The sequence below is a fragment of the Segetibacter koreensis DSM 18137 genome, from assembly GCF_000374045.1.
Classification (GTDB): Bacteria; Bacteroidota; Bacteroidia; order Chitinophagales; family Chitinophagaceae; genus Segetibacter; species Segetibacter koreensis.
The window spans coordinates 539,914-559,288 of the sequence record NZ_KB893314.1 but is presented as its reverse complement, the minus strand read 5'-3'; the positions used below and the strand labels follow the sequence as shown (position 1 = coordinate 559,288).

The window sequence follows — 19,375 nt, the reverse complement described above, 5'->3', positions numbered from 1 at the left end:
CGCAGAAAACGAAGAAAATCTTCTTTGTTTTCATAAGCAGAAAAGTGAAATTCTATATACTGAACAATTTCATACCCATCATATTCATAGAGCTTATTAAAAATATCGTTTTTATATCGAATACTGTTGGGCGGGCTTGTGAAATAGAGGTAGTAATCCCTNTGGTANGGCGCNATTTTATATTGAAAGTAAGGAATAAATGTCCTCTTGGCTGCAGAAGCAGGAAAACCTATTACATCGAACATCATGTTACGCAGCAATAAATTACTGCGTAATTTTTCTTTCCAGTTCATAATAACTGTTTTAGCGGTAATAGTTAGGTTAGGTTAAAATTAAGAAAGAAAAGAAACGGATGGAATTGGGAATTGTCAAGAAATCGCTAACCCAATTGTTAATGCAGAGTTATTTGAGTACAAAAAGGGAAAAAGAGTAATTCTGCTTGGAAATTGCTTGGAAATAAAAAAGCAGTTATGAAAAACGCGTTCATAACTGCTTGATTATCAGTGGGCCCACTAGGATTTGAACCTAGGACCACCTGATTAAGAGTCACTAGTACTGATTTTCAGATTCTTTCTTTTTATTTCATATTATTTCAAAAGTAGTTGTTAATCATACAGTTACTTAAAAAATAATTTCATTTGCTTATCTTTATTTTCCTTTTATTGCTATCTTTATGGTGCAAATTTTGGTGCAATTATGGAGTCAAATAAACCTACAGCAACGCTGTTTCTAGATAATAGAAAAGCAAAAAAAGATGGAAAATATCCAGTGAAACTAACGATTTATTATAGCGGAGATAAAAAGAGATACTCTTCAGGATTTGACTTAACAAAACAAGAATGGGAGAAAATAAATAGTGGTAGGTTAAGAGATAATAATCTTAAGGAAATTAAAATAAAGCTTGATTTATATAAGGAGAAAGCGCGGCTTATTAGTGGCAAAATAACGCCTTTCACTTTTTATAGCTTTGAAAAACAATTTTTTGAATATACCAAAACTAAGACAGACTTTTTATTAAGAACTTGGTTTGCCGGATATATAAATCAACTAAAAGAAGAAGGTAGAATAGGTACTTCATTTTCATATCGTACCACAATGAATTCTTTAGAGCAATTCAGACCTAAAATGTTATTACAAGATATAACACCGGATTTTCTTAAATCTTACGAAAAATATTTACTTGACTTAAAAAAATCTCCATCTACAGTAGGAATTTACTTGCGTTCTTTACGGGCTATTATAAATAAAGCTATAGATTCTCAAGTGTTAAAACAGGAAAATTACCCTTTTAAAAAATTTGAAATACCAGCAGGAAGAAATATAAAGAAGGCATTAAATGAAGCTGAGATTAAAAAATTACTACAGTATGAACCCGTTGACGTAAAGCAGCAGAAAGCATTAGATTTTTGGATTTTTAGTTACCTCTGTAATGGAATAAACTTTACTGACATATTGCATTTGAAGCCAGAGAATGTTGATACCACTTTTATTCATTTTATTAGAGCAAAAACTAAAAATACTAGAAAAAAAGATATACGGCCAATAAAAGTTGGTTTAAATTCAAGGGCAGTTGAGATAATTGAAAAGTGGGAAAACAAAGCTCCCGGCAATCCCTATTTGTTTCCTATATTAGAAGAGGGAATTTCAGCAACAACTGTAAAATATAGATGTCAGCGATTTATAAAGTGGGTAAACAAACATATGGAAGCTATAAGGCTTGATTTAGGAATAAAAAACAAAGTTGGCACTTACGTTGCTAGGCACTCTTTTTCAACTGTCTTAAAACGTAAAGGGGTATCTACAGATTTTATTAAGGAAGCTTTAGGTCATTCTACGAATGCCGTCACTGAAAATTATCTTGACAGTTTTGCAGATGAGGTGAAGTTGGAGTATTCAAAATTACTTACACTTTAATATTTTGCAAAGGATATGATTTCGGGTTCAAAAATAAAGCGTGATATTTTTTTTGATTTAGAAAAACAGGATGAATATTTTAGGAATTGTTCAAGTTTAATTGATCATGAATATTATGATTATCCCAGAATTGAATACAATGATGAGGGGGAAATATATGAATGGCATAAAAATAAATTTTTTGACATTATTGTTGGCAGTTTTTATTCTACATTACCTATAGACAGCACTATTACTTACAATAAAATAATAAAAAAATATTTTTTAAATTATTTTACTATTGAAAAATATACAGATGAACTGACTTCACTTTTAAATTATCTTACAAAAAATATTTCTTCAATTTTAAATAACCCTGATAAAAGTGGCATTCTCAAAATATTAGTTTCTGAGATTTTACAAGTTTGTGATATTCAATTTCGAATCGTTGATTTTGATAAAAATAATGAAATCAATGCCTATTCCTTTATTTCAAAAAGGGCTCTTAGTCAATATAAAAAAACGCTGGAATTACTCCACCGCCAAAATGCAATATTTACTCGTACTGAAATAGAGGAAGATTTTTATAAGCGAAACCCAGGTGTCTCATGGCACAAAAAACCTTTAGCTTTTTTCAATAATTTTGTTTTTCAGAACGGCTATGATAGGGTAAGTCAAGAGCGGTGGTACTACCAAGATCTTAACTACCTTGAAGGGGATGAAAATGTAGTCTTATCACATCTATTTAAGAGTGAATATTTCAAATCAAGGGATTTGATTGAAAAAAATTTAGAAGTAATAACGCCTGATAATGAAAAGCAAAGATATTTAGAGACTTTATTATTGGAATTGAAAATTTTGAACGATAGTCATAACCCATTAAAATGGTTCAAAAATGATAAAACTCCTTATAAAAATCTTTTAAATTGGCTAGCAACATCCTACCCCTATATTAACATTTCTGAAGAAAACGAAAATTTTGATCAATATCATCATTTATGGGAAAACGAAGATTTTTTAAATAAATTAGAAAAATTTTCTTTCACAAATAAAAAAGAAAAGAAACAACTTTTGTTTCCCCCTCAACCTAATTTACGTGATAATATTAAAATATTTTTACAAGGTCAATTTAGTAAATTAAAAACTGAAATTAATTTTACCTGTTCTAAAGCAGCACTCTATTATTTATTAGCGAAATTCGATCTAGAGGAAAAAGGAAGTAAAATTATAGATAAGTTAAAAGAAAAACCGCACGATAATATTAATCTTAATTATGAATCTCTGTATTTTACTCATGCTGCCTTTATTAAAGCAATTTCCGAAATTACTAACAACAAAGAACAACTGCCGGGTAATTTTCGTCTATTAATAGATAACCTTTTTGCGAAAGCATAACCCCATTACCCAAAACCTTACCTTTTCTTACATTTTCTTACCCTTTTTAAGCCATTGAAACCAATGGTTTTTCTTTGCTATCAAATGAAAATAGCCAATCAACTACTTACCATGTTCCCGGGTAAATAGTTGGGGGACATTGGCTAAATAATACTTAAAAAGAAATGGACAAAGAATTATTAACACTAGAAGAAGCATGTGCGTTTACAGGGTTAAGTAAAAGCAGCATATATAAGCTTACGGCAAGCAGAGTTTTAGGTTTTTACAAACCGACAGGAAAAAGGATATGGTTTAGCAAAGAGCAGCTGATAGAGTTTTTAACCCGGCATAGATACAAAAGCCAGGATGAACTTAAAAAGGAGGTATTAGGTAAATAAAATTAAGACGAATCATAAGAACAAACTTACAATAAAATATAGGTTTTATGGAAACAAATAATATTATAGTAATAAACAACGATTCTTACTTCTCACTAGGCGAGACAACAAAGCTTCTTCAAACTGGGTATGGCAGAACAAAATTTATAGAGTTATTAAAGAAGTGGGGGGTCTTATTAGAAAGGAGTGAGCCTTCACAAAGAATGATAAAATTTGGTTATATGATTTATCATAAAAGAATAATAGATATACCGGGAAAACCTGGAAAAGTTGTTCCGGTCACATATGTCACTATAAAAGGTCTTGATTTTTTACGTAGACTATTTAATTCAAAATTGAAGTCTTTTAAAGGAGCAAAAAAATAAAAAATTAACAAGATTATTCAAAAAGTTAGAAGGGGCAGAAAATCTGCCCCCCTTACAAATTAATATTTTTACTAAAAATGGATAAAATAAATAATACGGAGCACACATTAGGAAGGATTGACGCTGAAGTTGATGATTTAATTGGTGATGGATTAACTGAAGTATTTTCTAATCCAGAGGAACAGATAAATAATCCACTAATTGTAGAACACAATAGAATATTAGGTGCTTTACTTTTAGAGCTAAAACCGATAAATTTTCATGAAAAGGCAGACCTAGCGGAGGGTGTGGACTTAACAAGAAAACATTATACAATAATTTGTATAGAAGTAATTCTGGAATTAGCAAAGGAAAATAATTTCTCTTTATGCATGTCGGACCAACAAGTCTACGTGTTTAATGGAGCGTTTTATAAATCACTGACAAAAGAACAACTAGGTGATTTTTTAGGAAGAGCTGCAGAAAAATTAGGAGTTGACCGTTTTGAGGCAAGACATCATAGTTTTAGAGTGGAATTAATGAAACAGTTTTTAAGTACAGCATTCTTAGCAAAACCAGTAAAAAATAAGGAAGAAATTTTAATTAACCTGATAAACGGAACATTTGTTATAAATGATGATGAACAGAAATTGCGAGATTTTGACAGGAACGATTTTATCAAGTATCAGCTTCCATTTGCTTATGATTCTGAAGCCACTGCTCCGGTTTTTTCTGCCTATTTAAGACGAGTATTACCTGACGAAAAACTGCAGATGATTTTGGCAGAATATCTTGGATATCTTTTTATAAGGCCTTCAAAATTAAAGCTGGAGAAATGTCTTATACTATATGGGTCCGGGGCAAATGGAAAGAGTGTGCTCTTTGAAATAATAAACGCACTATTGGGGGCAGAAAATGTATGTAATTTTAGTTTGCAATCCTTGACGAATGAGAGCGGGTATTATAGAGCAAAGTTGTCAGATAAACTTCTTAACTACGCATCAGAGATTTCTGCGAAAATGGATTCAACACTTTTTAAACAGTTAGTTAGTGGAGAGCCAATAGAGGCTCGTTTACCTTACGGAGACCCATTTGTGTTGGAAGATTATGCTAAGCTTATTTTTAATACAAATGAACTGCCTAAAGATGTGGAACATAACGAGGCTTTTTTCAGGAGGTTTATAATACTTCATTTTGGTGTTACTATTCCTGAGAGTGAACGTAATCCCCAACTGGCAAGTGATATCATTAAAGATGAACTTCCTGGAGTATTTAACTGGGTTTTAAGTGGGCTGTGTCGAATAATAAAACAGAAAAAATTTACACATTCTGAATTGGTAGAAAATACAATAGATCAGTACAAAATCCAATCTAATTCTGTAAGGCTGTTTTTAGAAGATGAGAATTACACAATAAATGTTAATTCAGAGATCCCTTTAAAACAAATATATCCAGCATATAAGGAGTATTGTTTTGATTTTGGGTACAAGGCCTGCGGTTTAAAGAGTTTTTCTGAGCGTCTACGCCATCAGGGTTTTGAAACAACCAGGAGAAATCGAGGGATGGTTGTAAATGCAGTAAAAAAACCTTTTTAATCACATTCATATGTTACACCGGCTACCCTTTCAACTGAAAAAGGTGTAGCAAGTGTAGCAGATGTAGCTTAAAAAAAACATTTTTTCTACAGGGCAGCTTTTTTAAGCTGCCTTTTTTATTTATCGCATTAAACCAGCGCTTTTGGCTGGGATTATGTTAACAGGTTTTGCCTTTATATTGGACTGTGTCAAATACCATAAGCCTTTCACACCATTTTTACTATTGCGTTTATCATGTTGTCTGGACTCCAAAGTATGGGTTGAGGATTTTAAGAAAAGTTGTTGCTGATGCAGCAACTCTGTTCTAAGTTACTCCCTCCCCACGGTCGCAAAAGCCATTTGAAACCCCGCCTTTGCTGACGGTAATTTTTTTCTGATCATTCATTTAGACGCATCTTATATTCCATCCAGCTTTCCTCTTCTTTTATAGTATACGGTACATATAACATTGATCTTATATGCAGAAATTAGTTCAAAAAAAAGGTTTTACATTGTCTCTTATACAGGCTTAAGAAAGTGTAGTTTGTGTAGCAAGTGTAGGTTAAAAAAAACTTTTTTTAACGCTACCGAGATTTTTATTTCACATACTACTACCTCTCCATATCTATAATTACTATATCCTATATGGTCTTTTAATAGTTTTGATACGAAGTAAAGGAGAAAGCTACTATAGCCAGCATGGTAACATTTACAGAATTTATTGCATAAAAATTATGTAAGGTAGAAGTTTATATAAAGTAGGATTGGATATGACAACTGTCTTAAATCAAAGGGAAAATAATAAGCAACAGGTATTTATATTGAAGGATTACAATTACAAACCTGTAAATTTACTATATTAATTGTGGAAGGAAGTGCAAGAAGACAAGCTGGAACGCATTTAAAACCTTTAGAGTTATTCTTCATCTAGCCTTTTAAAAATACAATTCTTTTACCATTGATGCCATACCTTCTCTTACTGCTATAGTAGCTTTGCGTTCCCCTTGTAGTAGTAATAAAGATTAGGATGGATTTACATCCTGAAAGTCCTATACCTCAATTTGTTCATTACAAAAATTATCATCTAAAAAGGAAAAAATATGACAGGCTATAGTAGTTTTTGGGAGAGGTTTTTAAAAAATTAACATCTTAGTCAGAAAAAAAGTTTTTTAAGTCCTACACCACCTACACTAGCTACACCTTTTGTAGTATTTTCCTAAACCCTTAATAAGGTTTATTTAAAAAAAAGAGAAAATTTAATTTGAATTGTCTACCGTCCGGATTCCCGATATAATTTTTAATAATCCCTTTTTTACCGAAGCCTTGATTTAACATGGTTATTGTATTCATCTTCCAGATACTACAACGTGAATTCCTCATTACGTACACCTATACTTTGTAAATTTATTTATTTGAATAGCTCTTATATAGAATTTATTTCTCAGTTAGGGGAGGCCTATAGAAGCAAACTCAGGTGCTGTAAAAAGAGGGCTTACCAACTTTGCCGACTTGCCAACCATAATATGTCAAAATATCTTTTTTACAGTTTGTATAGTCTCGATATTTGTCATTTGCGCTAAATATCTGTTCACCGTTCTTTTCCGGGTATAGAAGCTACAAAAGGTAGGGTTGAGAAATAAACCGGCTAGTTAAAAGCCCACATGACTTAATCTTTGCCGATTGTACTGGTTACTATTAGAAACCTGCCGGCTGTAAGGTGGCTTTCTATATTCATCTGCCATTGTCAAGAACAGCAGGTAAGTAAGTTGTTCTAAGTAGTGTCGCCATAACCCACACCATCATCACGAAGGGTATTGCAAAACGACCAGGCTTTAGAGACTATCTGATTTGTTGACATAATGACTTTTTCTTTTTTCCCTTTAAAGCTTCGGATATTTTCTTTTTTGTCGCCTCATCCCAAACTCTTGCTCTTGCTTTTTCGCTTAACTTCTTTTTTGTCTCCTCCCGAATCGATATAAAAGAAGAAATAGAATCTCAACAATCACATGGTTTCTAAAGGGTAAGAGGAATACTTATTTACCTTCAGCTTGGGTTTGTTCGGATTTATACAGGTCTTTAAAAAATCCGTATCCGTCATCAATCAATAATCGTCTGTCCAAATAACAATTGAATTGTTCACAAGAGGTTTCAGGTAATAAGGTGCAACTATAACAGGCTGATAAGTTGAGGTTGCCTACTCCTTGGCCTGAAGAGTGATAACAAATTGGATCAGAAGCGCAATCCTTCGCACGGATAACAGCTGACTGTATTATATTATCAAGCTTTGATGATTTACATAAAGAAGTTAAACCGCCGTAACTTCCTTCGGCTCCTGAAATCGTATAGATCAGAGCCCCTGACATTTTGCCTTCATCGATATACAATCGTTCTTGCAAAGAGGTCGACGGGTAACCGCAAAGAAATTCTAGCTCTTTAATTATTAAATGAGAAAATGTATGGATCAAAATGAGAGCGGGAGTTACATTTAGATCTTTATTTAGCGAACCTTCGGAGCTTCTATGATTATTAACGATAACCATAACTCTATCTACAACTGTTTTGTTAGCAACTACCCAATTATTAATTGTTTTTTCTTCAAACTCGAAGAAAATTCCTTCCCCGAAATTTTCCATGGCGGGTAAATAATTCGTAAGCTGACCAAAGCCTGATCCTTCAGAAGTATACTTTTTACTTATCTTTTCCTTTGTATTTTGAATATCACTGTCTGGACGTAAATAATAGTCTCTGTCTATTGGTTCTTGTCGGGTATATGAAGTTTGAACGGAAGTAATTCTTATTTTATCCATTCGAGTTACGGACTTTAGAAACTTATGGGGATAAAAGCCTTTCGAAACTTTTTGGAATATCAAGTCGTCCTTTAAATCACTATTGTGGTGCGTGGTAATAAACTTGTATTCCGCAAGCCGATATTCATTTTCTGACATCGTTTGAACCATCAATCCTAGATCGAAATCATTGTCAATTAGGCTTTGAATTTCTGCCTCAGAAATTTCGACATTGTCATCTAACAAGTCTTCTGATATTTCGCTTGCAGTTTTATTCCTCGCTGCCTTCTTTTTTATTTTCTCAATTGTTGCCTCATTTAACTCATCATCGGCAGGAAGAAAGATACTTGAAAGTATATTGGGGTAATAAACACTGTTGCTCGATCTGAGTACAGGTTTAAAAACTACCTCTTCATTATTTCCGGGGAAGAGTTCCTTTTTTGGTATTCTTAAACTGAATAAACCGGACAGTGTTGCAAATGCCTTTTTACGTCCAGCGTCATAAGTTGAAAAAATGGCTAACCCGGACAAGTCACTGTATTTATTCAATGGTATTAGTTCCATTTCTAAATCCTTCGGAATATCAATGTTTGCTAATCTAATTTCCGCAGCGTTTGTGTCCGTCCCATTGTTGTAATTTTCCCTTTTATCTTTTTGAACACTCCGCGAAAATGCCCATCTCTCCCAGGGAATATCTGCTACTTCGCCACCAGGTGAAATAAGGATAAACCTAATTTGTTCTAAGTCAATCAATTTTCGCTTTCCCCTTAACTGTGCGTCTAAGTAGCACTTGTAGCATTTAGGAGGGAAAAACTTACTCTTATCTTCTTGTTTGACCTTGATTTCCCAATTTTTTTTCCAATTGGCATGTTTATCAAACTTATGGCACTCATTGCAATAAAACCACTCCGGAAAATATTTTCCGCTCAATAAATTTGCACTACAGGAAGAAAATTTACCCCCTTCAATTTCGTTAATTGGTACCCGAATCAAATGGTTTAAGTTGGAAAAATATTTTCTAAGTCTGTTTTTAAAACGCTTATCCAGTATCAAATGCTCGTCTTTAAAATTGCCATTAAGGGCCATGAAATAAGGCCACTGGTTAAATGGGCTTATGATAAGGGAACCATTTCTGGTTTCCAGAATTGATCCAACTCCACCATAAGAACTTATTGTTTTTCTTGTCTGAATATTTTCATGTTGATTGTAATCCATCACTGAATAATTTTAATTATGCTGTTTGTGTCTATTTCACGCATTGATTGCATCAAGCTCCAATCATCAGTAACTGTTGTTTTTTGAATTAAATTATGGTTGGATTGTTCATGGTTTTTATAATGCAAGTCCAGGTCACTTAATTTGTTTAGCCAATTGCCGGAAAGTTCATCCAACTTGTTCAGAGCATATTGCAATTGCGTAGCATCTTTAATTCTCTCCTTGATGTAGTCTTTTAATATACAAATGTCTCCTGTAAATTTTTTTGCATCCTTGTCTGCGTTTAACCCTTGCTTATGGCGGACAAAGCAAACTAATATTGTATTTACTACCTTATCCAACGCAATTTCAGTAAAGGGTGTAACACTTAATGGTTCAACATACTTATAGTAACTATTATTAAATGCTTTATAGTTCTCGAAATATGATTTTTCCCTCGATCTGTTGGCGTCGAGGAGGTTTATTACAATGCCGGGGCTATCCCTACCTACCCGACTTGACGCCTGTATGTATTCTGCTACATTGCGGGGTTGGCCATTCATCAACATTACATTCAATCTTTTGATGTCAATTCCAACGGAGAACATATTCGACGCCAAAACTAAATCTACAGTTTCTGAAACATAATTATTACCGGCATCTGTCTTTTGTAGATTAAATGGATGCTCCATTTCATTCAACAAACTTTTTATGAGATTGCTCTGAACTCGGCTTGTAAGCTCCTTGGTCCTTCCAGGAAGATTATAATAATTGAAATTATACCCACTAAGTGTATCACTATTCCTGTTATGCAACATCTTAATCAGCGCAATTATTTCAGCAGGCACTTTGTTATAAATCTTTCCTACATCTTTTAAACTATTATAAAATGAAACAATGGTCCAATAATGGTCTATTTTTTTGACCGCCTTATCGAGTTGGAATTGCTGAACAAATAATTTGAAAAGTTCAATCCTTGCCAATAATAAATGAGCAAGTAACTGGATTTGAGTGTCGACAGAAGTTTTACCTGTTGGAAAAAAAGCAATATGCTTTCGCTTACTGACTTTTGAAACGAAAGAGAAAAAGTTGTCCTTATATGAAAGACCAGGTGCAGGAAAAATATTTAGCTTCCTGTTACCATAGAGCATTTGTACTTGTTCGGCTGTGTTTCTTGTGGTGGCTGTGGATGCAATGATTTTTGGTCGTTGATCTCCTTTAATGCAGAGCAGTTCGATAATTGTTTCATATAAGCCCGTGATAGAACCTAAAGGACCGCTAAGCAAATGCAATTCATCCTGAATAATCAAATCGGGTGGATGAAGGTTACCCTGCAATGAATTGAATAGCTTATGCCCTTCCGGCCTATGCGAAAGCATGGCGAATTTGTCTACCGTAGCAAACAACAGAGTTGGCTTAGTTTCATATATTTTTTCATCGATAAAATCGATCGGAAGTTCAGTGTTAAAACTACATGCTTTATTCAAGCAGCTAACGGAAAATGACTTTTCCTTAGCTGTATAGCCTGTAAGCCATTGGTTATTCATTGGATTTTGAGAAACCAGGTTACATCCACACCAGGGGCAGGATGTAATAGGGAATTTGTTTCGATAAGTTAAATCAATTTTTCTTCCTCGATTTGACTGCGTTATTCCATCGTTTAGATATTTGAAAAAATCTTGGAAAGCGTCTTTGTATTTGTTGGGAGTAGTAGCTGATCCTACCCACATCCCAATTGAAACGGTCTCGTTTCCAAAAGAATAATTAATATCGTTTCTCAAATGCTTTCTTAGAAACTCCAACGACATGATTAGTTTTCCTGCACGGTCGAATTGCTGGGCGGTTAATAGCCTTAGGGTATAACGCATAATCACTGAAACTCCTTCTGCATTGGGACCATAAATTTTCCTGCGGCTGATGATTGTAAATGCTGTCAGCGCTAAATATGCCTCGGTTTTACCACCTCCCGTAGGAAACCAAATAAGGTCGACAATATTATTTCTTTCTTCAGATTGTTTATTGATGGTGCTTTCAATATTCAATAAAAAGAATGCTAATTGAAAAGGGCGATATGCTGGGTTCTTATCATTATAGACTTTGAAGAAATTCAAGTCGTTATATGTTGATGTGTCAGCGGTTACAAATTCATGGAGTTCTTTATTTTTTTTACCAAATCTGTCGTCTGTTGAAAGTATCATTTGTAAATACATTGCTGTATTTGCGAGCAAAAATGATTGATATGCCACCTCATTCTCGCACAGATATTTAATGTTGTTTATCAGTCTATCATATGTGTAGGTATGATTCTTTATAAGCGTTTCCTTAATAGACTGCTCAAATTCCTGAACAATTGTTTTTTCTTGTGTCTTTATCCAATTATCATATTCCTGGACAAAGGCGGAGAGTTTAGAAATAAGTTCCTGTTTGTTGTATTTGGACCAAATCGACAAATTTTTTAGTTCAGCTATATTTTTTAAATGATCCGGAAAATCGCTCCTGAAATCGTTACTGTAACTTTTAATATCTACTTCCGGCTGAAAGGTTGTAGAAAGTTGAGTTGGTGAATTTGTATTATTCCAATCAACAGAGCATCCGTGACCAACGGCAAACGATAATTCCTCCCGATATTGAAAATTGATTGTATTCAGTTCGTGGTCAAATGGGTTGATGTCAGAAAGCTGTTTATAGGGTTTAAATACAGCATCCTTGATAATAATTTTTGTTTGAAACAGGCATTTCTTATTCAACGCTTCGCTTGCGTTTGAAAACTTGTCTCTTCTATGAGTAGCTTTATTAGCCATTAAGATTTTTACATATTTGCCATATCGAGTTTGATAAACCCTTTTATAGTAACAGGAAACAGCGCTATTGCTATCCTTTTCTTTAAAAAGTGGGATGCCTTCTAACTTGATCTCTTCTTTATCCTCTAAATCAATACGTAATTGAATGGGTTCTATTGGTCTACGCTGCCACATTCTTCCCAATAAAAGGGCTAGTTTATTGTACCCTACCATTTCCCGGATTGGCTTGCCGTCATCACCTCCAAAATGTTCTTTTAAAGAATATGCGGTGAAAGGAAGAGAGGCTCGTGGTGCAATAGACATATAACCGTCTTCGAACAAAAGGTATGGGCGAACAGGCGAGAAATGATTGTCGGCAAACTCGTCAAATTCCTGTTGAGTAATTGCAATTTTCCCTTTGCCAAACTTCAGCTGATCGTACACCGCAAAAGAAAATTCGGCAAGTACCGATTTTTGATCTTTATCGACACAAAAAGTAAGGCCAAAATTATTTGGGAAATAATGCGTGGCTTCTGAGTAATAATCTTCCGTTAGGTCTTTGTTCTTATTTTTCACTGTTTCAGCGCTGTCATCATCTGCTGCGGCACCCTGATCGTTAGGTAATTCATCTCCTGCTTCCCCGTCGTCGCTTAATGCAGCCTTTGCATGTTGATCATGCGCCTCTCCAATGGTTTTGTGCGTTTCTCTTTCCGGAAAGAGAATGCCGGAATAATACCGCTTCAACGGATAGTCCGAAATAATTTCAAAATCGTCCGGCAAGCCAAATATGTCGGATCCAGGACCTATTAGCCCTTTACGAATTGAATCTCTGAAAATCAGACTGGGATTGGTTAGATATTCTTCCATCGTTACTATTTATAATTTTCTTCGATTTAATTGTTCCGGATTTAATAAAAGAAAGAACTTTTGCTTTCAAGTGATCCGGTAACTCATTCGCATCCGCAATTACACCGTCTATATCTACAGGACCATCACTCTCAAATAATCTACTGAGATGGTGGCCAAACTTAATTTTAATGGATTTGTTTTGAGTGGCGGCCGCTCTTATCTCTTCAAACCTTTCAACGAATAGCATATTTCTCCAGCCCGCTTGATTGCAATATTTTAGCATTGCCTCCAAAACACCATTTTGAGGGAACAATGTACTTTTTGTAGGATCGAAGTAGCTTTTGAATGTATTGAAAGAGACAACATCACTGGTGCGAAAAATTAGATCATACAATTTCTTATGGTTCTTTCCGGCCAATAATGAAATAAGCGCCCTTTTCCACAGAGCACTAAGTTTTTCAATGTTATCTAAAACACCGTTCCCATCCCTCAACTTCAACAACTCATCAAAATCTTTCTTGCTACTATTTTTATAATATTTGATGTAAGAACCAGGCGCACATTCTTCAATAGTAATTTCGGTTTGCTCTCCGTCAAAAATCCATATGACTGATTTAGCTGCCGTTAGTAGGTCTGTTGTACCGTCGGTGAATTCAACTTCGTACCAGATACCTTCATTAGAAGGCTCTCCATCAGTATTAAATCTTCGGCTTAGTATGCTCGGCTCTTTAAATTCAAATAGATGTTTGTAAAACTGTGTTTGAATTAGCGGTTTTTCTTCGATGTCGAATTTATTTCCAATAAAGTAGTTACGATCCTTATGGGAGATGTGTTTTGCCAATTCATTTTCTTCTTTTGCCTTTAAGTTTTCGAAGAGTTGAATATCCAATTTATTGTAACAAAGGACTTTCACCATCCCCTTCACTTCCATTAACTGATTATACAAATTAGGGTCACTCAGATACGATACTACAAAAGGTTTTTCCGGATTATTCAAGCTCTGATCGGTGATAAAATCATCCAACAAGGTTACGCTTCCTACCTTTTTGTTTGTAATCAACTTTATATTTCTAATTTCCTTTCTCTTGAAATACTGCTTTAGTATTTCACCCTGTCGTTTGTCTATCAGTAAGTTGATCTTACGCTCCTTTGCAAGTGACAAAATCCACTCAAGTTTTGCGTTGTTGACAGTAATAAGCTCTTTTAGCTGAATGAAGTGGTTTATTATATTTGAAATGATCTCCTTCTTGGCCGATTGGTTATAATTGACAGCGGCTAATAACAAACCATCAAATTCTTTATCCTCTAGGTGGTTTTGCACCCGGCTTAGATAGCTTGCATAAACAAAATCAGCTTCAGAGCCCGGAAGGACCTGCCTTAGAAAGAAATTGACAAATTTCAATAAATATGAAATATCTGTATTGTAGATTCGATTAACAGTTTCAATATACCTGTGAAATTCATTTATTGCGACAAGGAGGTTGTCATCTTTTATAGTGACTGGGCTTAATTCATTGGGTACTTGCTTTTGAGCAATAATAATTTCTCGCTTGGTCCAGTTCCATTCCCTAAACCGATGAAATGTTTTAGGCTTATTTGTTCCAATAAGAATTATGCTTTTAAAATGACCCCATGCCTTACTGTTTTGAATATCTGCAAATATTTCATCCCGGTATTTGGCATCTCCAATAATTATTATCTCGTCAAAAGCATTCGAAATTGCACCCTCGCTGATAAGGATTTTGGCTACAGTAAAGCTAGTGCATATATCTATTAGTGTGTCAACTGGTATTTTATGGATAACAACTGCATTTTTTGAATGGTATCTGAATGGGATATATTGATTAATTCTGGTAAGTTCTTTATCTGATATGATTAGCGTTTTATGAGGAAATTCAGTGAGAACTGGAAACGATGGATCTTTAAATGAAGTCGTCAAAAATTTGCAATAGCCCTCTAAGCATTCAATAGTTACGCGTTTCTGAAAATCAAATTCCTGATCCAGTTTAGTGTAAATGCCTGGTTTTTTCTGTATGTAAGCGTCTCGTTCGTTCTTCCCCGGGAATTTTAGTTTTAAATTCATCATACCATAAGTGTTACCCAGATATTGATAAATTCGGCCGTTGGTATAAATAATGTCACCAGTGGCTAGTTGGGGTTCTTTCTTCTGATAAGTGCAAAAATTTTGAAATAATTTCATAAGAGAAACTGCATAGAAAACACTATCAAAGAAATGCTCCCGAAAATCTTCTTCGGGTATACCAATAAAAAAATCACTCTCGCCATTTTGCAGAATGTGCTTGTTTAGCAAGTGAAAGTTTATTTTGTCGAAAGCCGATAGTTCGTGTATGTTCTCAATATAATAGTCGGCAAATGTTTCGTGTTGTATTTCTCCGCTTATTTGGTCAATGTATTGTTTGATCTTGATGTTCATAGTGGAAGAGAGTTTACAAAAAACACAATCTTTTCTCGTTTGGCTTTGGTAAATTTTAGCAGGCCGTAAATACTTGTAATGGCCGTAAAGGTTTTACCACTACCGGTAGCCATTTGCCCAAGGGGTTTTGGCGTAAACTGTTTGAAGGATGTTTCAAGACTGGTGATCGCTTCCACCTGGCAATTTCTTAAGCGTGTAAGTAATAAGGCAGGCAGTTCAAGAAAGCGGGTTCTTAACGACTTGCCATCCTGCAACCAGTTCTTAAATGTTTCAGGACGATGAAAAGTAAATACCCGGCGTGAACGAGGCTTAGAGTCACGATAGTCAGTAAAGCGGGTTACTTCACCTGTACTTTCATAAGCAGAAACCAAAGGAGCATTATCGATCAGCCGAAGTTTCGCCTTTGCATAACCTTCTGTCTGGTCTTCATGCATTGTTAGGTGTATGCCTTCTTCTTCACGTTTCGCTTCAATAACACCTACAGGTTTCTTATTTACAAAAAGAATATAATCAGCGGGACTAATAATAGTTTTGCAGTCAAGTACTCCAACTTCTTTAGCAGCCTTAAGGTTGGCTTGATTTTTAAATTGCACCAACAAGCGCGATGATATCAATATCCTCACATTATTATTCTTGGCGAGTTGTAGCCTACTCTGGTTAGCTGAAATCAACGTTTAAACTTGAAGTCTTAAATGTAGTTAATAATAAAATACCATAAACTACATATTTATGTGATTTATTATTAACTATAAAAGTTGTATGACGGATAAAAATATTTTTTATGTGGCTGCACGAGAAGTGATCGCATAATTATTAATTTTCCGACTTGGTCCTTAAGTATTATGCTTTAAAATCTTGTATACTTTACGTAAAAATCCCTCCAAAAAGTAAACCAATAATCAACGCTGCTATTATTAATAAAATTGTATAGACACTTATTTTCCCTGCCTTTTCAACTTCTTTTTGTAGCTCTTGAATTTGTTTAGTATAATTTTGTTTTTCTTCCCTAGCAGCTAGAAGTTGCTGATTTAAAACATTCACATCCCTCTCATTTACTTTACAAAGTGCTACTATGGTAGCATCCAGGTTTTCTATCTGCTTGCCGTAGTTTACTACTAATTGCTTTCTACCATCATCTACAAGTTTAGGCTCTAGTTTTCCAGTTGCTCTTTTTACTATTTAGAGCTACTGGGGTTAACAGATCTAAAATATATTTATAGTAACCTAAACAGTAGGTTCTTAACAAGAACTTCAGAAACAATCGATCATTAAAAAGCATTTCCTTATTTCCCTAACCCTTTTCTTTATTGTTCAAAAACTCAGAAAGCTCCTGTAACTTTTTAATATACTCCGGTGAAAGGTCACAAACAAATTCAGCAATTCGAGGATCTACTTCCCTAATAATCAGGTGAATTCTTTTAAATTCAGCATCCACCCCTCTTATCCTAGTTTCAGGTGGTGTTATCTCTGCTATGACAGCTGTATTTTGGCTTTCTTCAACAAGATGGGTTCTTATTGTATATATTATAGTATTGTGAAAATTTCGGATCAGTGCATACAACATGAAAATTAATATGAAGCTGTTAATCAAATCATTTGAATTGATGGTTTTAATTAAACGATTGACTTTAATCGCATCGCGATCCATATGTCCAAGAGTATTATGCCTTATTTCTCGTAAATGATTATACAGGTATTTATGAATAGCATTATTATATTCTTTGAGTCTGTTTAGCTGTTTAACTAAATAAACTTCATCAGGCATACCCGATAAAGAATCCTTGAACTTACCGCCTAACAGTGCTTTGGTTTTTTCCAGATATTCATATAATTGATGTGCTAAAACACGATTAGGCAAATTTTTGTCTTCCTCTCCTTCAAGACTAATCAACTGTTTTACCGTTCCTATAATGTCACGGAATGCTAAATTGAAGAACATAAAGTTATTGATGAGTGGAGGTGTAGTTTGAAGGCTAAACTCCTCGTTTAAGGAGGTCGCAATGGTGTCATATACATCAATTTCCCGTCCTAATAATGCAATTAATTTTGCATAAATTGCAATAGTTTTCCTACTTAATCTTTCCCTACTTCTCCGTTTTATATATTTTGTAATTATTACCATTAGCCAAATATATTAATCAAGGAAAGTGCTTTAATACGAAAGTTTTTCACAATATGTGAACTGCACTATTCTTCATTTTCTCAACGTACAGGTGAATTTGAACCTTATTTTGAGCAAATTAATATTACTTCTTAATTAATTGAATGTTGAATTGCCTATAGCATAATAGTTTAGTTAACTATTGTATTTAATTGCAAGAAATTTTTTGTACTTGTAAGGTCTGTAGATGGATAAATTTAGAATTGGATCAAAAGTAGTAACTTCAAGAGCTTGCTGAAGGTAATAACTGACTGTCCTTTTTCCTAAATCGTTACCTGCCTATTGCTTCAATTGATTCTGCAATAGCTTTTAATAGTTCCACATCAATTTTTTTCTCTGGATCTATGGTTCCCCTATAATTTCTTTCTTCATCCAGTTCAAATAATACTTCAGTATCATAAGCATTTACTGCAATTTTCTAACTATATCCATAATAAGTTACGCAGGAAAGGAAAACTCCTGCCATTTATAAGTTACAGGTAAATTAAAAGTTTAATTTATGCTACAAGTTAAGCAATCTTCCTGCTAACCCACCTATAATTATAGCAGCTATTAATAGTAACCAAAAATATACCGGTATATTCTTTTGTTCTGCCATTTTTTCCTGAAGCTCTAACACCTGTCTACTATAATTTTCCTTTTCCTGCTTCTCATTTTCCAAATGCTGATTAAGCAGCATTATGTCTTTCTTATTTAGCTCCTGATTGTTTATCAGCTTTCTCATTAAGGTTCTGTATTTGCTGGCCGTAATTAGCCTCTAATTGCTTTTTAACAGCATCTATGAGCTTGGCCTTTGAGTTCTCCAGATGCTTAAAGATGTAAGGGTAATGAATGCTTCGTCTGCAATTTTCTCCAATGGATTCATCTTTTGCATGGCCAATGCAGGTAGAAAAATTATTTTTAGTAGTATGATATATTAGATAATATTTGTATACTTGTAATTACTTATCCTACGACACTCCAGTTATTCAACAATAGCGTTAGATCCAAAGCTGTGGGTAACTGTGTTGGGAACGCATTTTATAGCAGATAAAAAGAGCTATAAGATGTTTTACTAATCATTTTACTGCTAAGTTCAAATATGTTTTTAGAATGATTTAGATACAAATAGTTTTACTTCCTCCTGTTAGTTTGAGTCAGTATATTATACTCCTCTGTTCCTCTATCCTTAGTTATTTCAACTGAAAAAAATGCTATGACATTTTATGAATATAAGGAATTAACACAAGAGCAAAAAGCTGCTGTTTTATGGGTTGAAGGAGAGCTTATCTCTGAGAGAGAAGTAAGTGGGTATTCTATAGCTCTTTACAAGTTATTTTCGTTTAACGTTGAGATTTGGTTTGCAAGGGATTTAGATGGGAAAGATATACTTTTTATTTTTAGTAGTACAGGTGAATTTGAACCTTATTTTGAGGAAATTAATATTACTTCTTAATTAATTTAATGTGGGATTACTATTAGATAATATTACTTAACAATGGTATTTGAATGCAAGAAATTTTTTGTACTTGTAAGGTCTGTAGATGGATAAATTTAGAATTGGATCAAAAGTAGTAACTTCAAGAGCTTGCTGAAGGTAATAACTGAC

At 34.1% G+C, this 19,375-nt stretch carries 13 protein-coding genes; 6 read left to right on the top strand and 7 right to left on the bottom strand.

Features of this window, described 5'->3' with window-relative positions:
* Positions 1 to 696 precede the first annotated feature (696 nt).
* From B154_RS0102505 to B154_RS0102485, 5 genes are all read left to right on the top strand, one after another.
* Positions 697 to 1,914: a site-specific integrase gene (locus B154_RS0102505; protein ID WP_018611596.1), complete on the top strand. Its 1,218-nt coding sequence runs from the start codon at positions 697 to 699 to the stop codon at positions 1,912 to 1,914.
* Between the two features lie 15 nt (positions 1,915 to 1,929).
* Positions 1,930 to 3,288: a hypothetical protein gene (locus B154_RS0102500; protein ID WP_018611594.1), complete on the top strand. Its 1,359-nt coding sequence runs from the start codon at positions 1,930 to 1,932 to the stop codon at positions 3,286 to 3,288.
* A gap of 164 nt (positions 3,289 to 3,452) precedes the next feature.
* Entirely contained in the window at positions 3,453 to 3,665 is a 213-nt protein-coding gene (locus B154_RS27470) for a helix-turn-helix domain-containing protein (RefSeq protein WP_018611592.1), read from the top strand.
* Between the two features lie 47 nt (positions 3,666 to 3,712).
* On the top strand, positions 3,713 to 4,030 hold the full coding sequence (locus B154_RS0102490; RefSeq protein ID WP_018611591.1) for a phage antirepressor KilAC domain-containing protein: 318 nt from the start codon (positions 3,713 to 3,715) through the stop codon (positions 4,028 to 4,030).
* 77 nt (positions 4,031 to 4,107) lie between these two features.
* Positions 4,108 to 5,604, top strand: coding sequence for a DNA primase family protein (locus tag B154_RS0102485; protein WP_018611589.1), 1,497 nt, complete (start codon positions 4,108 to 4,110; stop codon positions 5,602 to 5,604).
* Positions 5,605 to 7,616: 2,012 nt separating this feature from the next.
* Here B154_RS0102485 and B154_RS0102480 read toward each other — a convergent pair.
* The 7 genes from B154_RS0102480 to B154_RS0102450 form a co-directional block, all read right to left on the bottom strand.
* Positions 7,617 to 9,584, bottom strand: a complete 1,968-nt coding sequence (locus B154_RS0102480) for a DUF1998 domain-containing protein (protein ID WP_018611587.1) — start codon at positions 9,582 to 9,584, stop codon at positions 7,617 to 7,619.
* The gene (locus B154_RS0102475; RefSeq protein WP_018611586.1) at positions 9,584 to 13,210 is read right to left on the bottom strand and encodes a helicase-related protein; all 3,627 of its coding nucleotides are present in this window, start codon (positions 13,208 to 13,210) and stop codon (positions 9,584 to 9,586) included. Before B154_RS0102475 ends, B154_RS0102480 begins: the two co-directional genes overlap by 1 nt.
* Positions 13,158 to 15,626, bottom strand: coding sequence for a hypothetical protein (locus tag B154_RS0102470; protein ID WP_018611584.1), 2,469 nt, complete (start codon positions 15,624 to 15,626; stop codon positions 13,158 to 13,160). The genes B154_RS0102475 and B154_RS0102470 overlap by 53 nt, the downstream gene beginning before the upstream one ends.
* On the bottom strand, positions 15,623 to 16,249 hold the full coding sequence (locus B154_RS27465; protein ID WP_245542535.1) for a DEAD/DEAH box helicase family protein: 627 nt from the start codon (positions 16,247 to 16,249) through the stop codon (positions 15,623 to 15,625). Before B154_RS27465 ends, B154_RS0102470 begins: the two co-directional genes overlap by 4 nt.
* A 241-nt stretch (positions 16,250 to 16,490) precedes the next feature.
* Positions 16,491 to 16,667, bottom strand: coding sequence for a hypothetical protein (locus B154_RS32105; RefSeq protein ID WP_018611580.1), 177 nt, complete (start codon positions 16,665 to 16,667; stop codon positions 16,491 to 16,493).
* Between the two features lie 250 nt (positions 16,668 to 16,917).
* Positions 16,918 to 17,748: a hypothetical protein gene (locus tag B154_RS0102455; protein WP_018611579.1), complete on the bottom strand. Its 831-nt coding sequence runs from the start codon at positions 17,746 to 17,748 to the stop codon at positions 16,918 to 16,920.
* Positions 17,749 to 18,289: 541 nt separating this feature from the next.
* Positions 18,290 to 18,511, bottom strand: a complete 222-nt coding sequence (locus B154_RS0102450; RefSeq protein WP_018611576.1) for a hypothetical protein — start codon at positions 18,509 to 18,511, stop codon at positions 18,290 to 18,292.
* A 471-nt stretch (positions 18,512 to 18,982) separates the two neighbouring features.
* Between B154_RS0102450 and B154_RS0102445 the strand changes: the two genes are divergently transcribed.
* Positions 18,983 to 19,222, top strand: coding sequence for a hypothetical protein (locus B154_RS0102445; RefSeq protein ID WP_018611574.1), 240 nt, complete (start codon positions 18,983 to 18,985; stop codon positions 19,220 to 19,222).
* Positions 19,223 to 19,375 lie beyond the last annotated feature (153 nt).